The sequence below is a fragment of the Bullifex sp. genome (assembly GCF_034103065.1).
GTDB lineage: Bacteria > Spirochaetota > Spirochaetia > Sphaerochaetales > Sphaerochaetaceae > Bullifex.
Map to the genome: position 1 here is coordinate 1 of NZ_JAXEGN010000105.1, position 2,024 is coordinate 2,024.

Consider the following 2,024-nt stretch of genomic DNA (forward strand, 5'->3'; position numbering starts at 1 on the left):
CCTCTTGCCATCCTCTATTTGTGAATGCAAGCATATCTAAATTCATTTTCCAAATAGGGGCACTTAAAGAAACGTGACTTGAAAAGGTTAATTGGTCATCCATATTGTAGGTAATTGATCCTATAGACCACATATCATTTCCCATACCTACATTTAACGAGTTAGGAATCCATAATGATGTAGCACAGAGTGAAAAAAGTGCTATGTATAGAAATAAGAAAAATAATACACACCTCTTCATAAATATTAACTTAAGTTAAGTTAAATCAAATCCTATTTCAATACCAAAGCCCCAACGTGGAATTATTGTAGAAATTTTCTCACTGTCTTGTGTTGTATCATATAAATATGAAATTACCTTTTTTGAGTTATGAATAGCTGTAAAACCAGAAAAAATAATAAACTGGAACTCAGAATTTCCACTCTTTAATGCTCCTGATGGAATAAACTTTAAACCTAGTTCTAAATCTAAAGCGAATGAGAATAACTTTGGGTTTACGATAGAGTGAATATCATTATCTGTCATCATATTTCTCAGCTCTCTAACTTCCCATGTCATCATTCCAAGGGTAATTTCACTATAAGGTTTTACTATAAGCTCTTTGGTATTAAATTCATATCTACTACCAACAAGAAAAGCTGAATATGAACGTTTATATCTTGGCCAATCCTTTGGATCCATTGTAGTTTCCCAATCTTTGAAAGAAGGGTTCCCTGATAAGAATCTAGTTGATACAACCAAAGACCAATTTGAATCTGTAAAAGGATGACCTAGCTTAATATTATAAAAAGTACAATTAAGCTGCGAGGAGGTTCCTAATGTAAGAAATAAATTTGATTTTTGCCAAGATGGTTCTTTAAAGAGTGATAAGACATCAATACTTATTACTCCAAAACCAAATCCTGTATTTAAGCGTGCTGTATAATCGATACGCAAAAAACCTGAGTTAATTGATAGAGAGAATATCATGCCTTTAAGATATTCATGGTAAACACTTTGTGTTTTGTAATCTGAGTAAGATTGTATAAATGAATACCCTAAACTTAATGTGAGGATATCTGAATTTTGCTTAATTAGTCCAATAGAACCATAAATAATTTCCTTTGAAGCAAAGTTAAGCGTATTATAGAAATCAGCTCTTGCTGCTAGGATAAATTTATTGTCTCCTACATCGAAAAGATTTCCACCTGCTTCAAAAAATAAATTTATAGTAGGTTTAATATAATTTCCTTTTTCGTAATCAACCTCTAAAGGAGCCGCTTTTATTATTTTATGAAGAGTATTTTGTAGTACATCATAGTGTTGATTACCAATAAATGATAATCCTACTTCAGGTTTTGAATAAAGGTAGAATTTACTATTGTTAAATAAACTAAGAGGAAGACCAAATAAAACTTGTGTTACATCGTATCGTCCTGAAAAGAGTGGATTTGTGGAAGGTAATGTTACATCTGAAACAGACCATCCTTCTCTCCAGCCTCTGTTAGTAATACTAAGCATGTTAACATTTAATGTCCAAACAGGTGCTTCTATATATATATGTTCTGAAAAAGTAAGCTGGTCATCCATATTATAAGAAATAGTACCAATTGCCCATTTATCATTTCCCATTCCTATGCATAGGGTTTCTGGAATCCATGATTTACGATTGTTATAGTCTGAAAATGTAATGGCACTTAACATGCACATTGCTGATAGTAAAACAATAAGTATAGATAATAACCTTTTCATATTACTATTATAACGATTGAAGTGAGAAAATATAATAATGTATCATTAGGATATGGAATCTTTAAGGGAATTATTTAGAATTGGATATGGCCCTTCGTCTTCTCATACAATGGGACCACGAGCTGCAACTGAAATGTTTATTTCAGTATGCCCTGATGCAATAACTTATCAAGCAGAGCTATATGGCTCACTTGCAGCTACAGGAAAAGGTCACTTAACAGATACAGCAATAAGACAAGTATTTGAAAAGCATGGAAAGAGTGTAAATATTTTATGGTATCCAGATGTATTT

3 protein-coding genes are annotated in these 2,024 nt (G+C 31.9%); 1 reads left to right on the forward strand and 2 read right to left on the reverse strand.

All coding sequences use genetic code 11. The features are described from left to right. Positions 1-241: hypothetical protein (locus SOY52_RS04300; protein WP_320847748.1), on the reverse strand; the 241-nt coding region annotated here is incomplete at its 3' end. A gap of 15 nt (positions 242-256) precedes the next feature. After that, a complete protein-coding gene (locus SOY52_RS04305; RefSeq protein ID WP_320847749.1) occupies positions 257-1,732 on the reverse strand; it encodes a hypothetical protein in 1,476 nt (491 codons plus the stop codon). Positions 1,733-1,784: 52 nt separating this feature from the next. On the opposite strand from SOY52_RS04305, the gene SOY52_RS04310 reads away from it, so the two are divergent. Next, positions 1,785-2,024 (forward strand): serine dehydratase beta chain (locus tag SOY52_RS04310; RefSeq protein WP_320847750.1); only part of this gene is annotated, 240 nt, incomplete at its 3' end.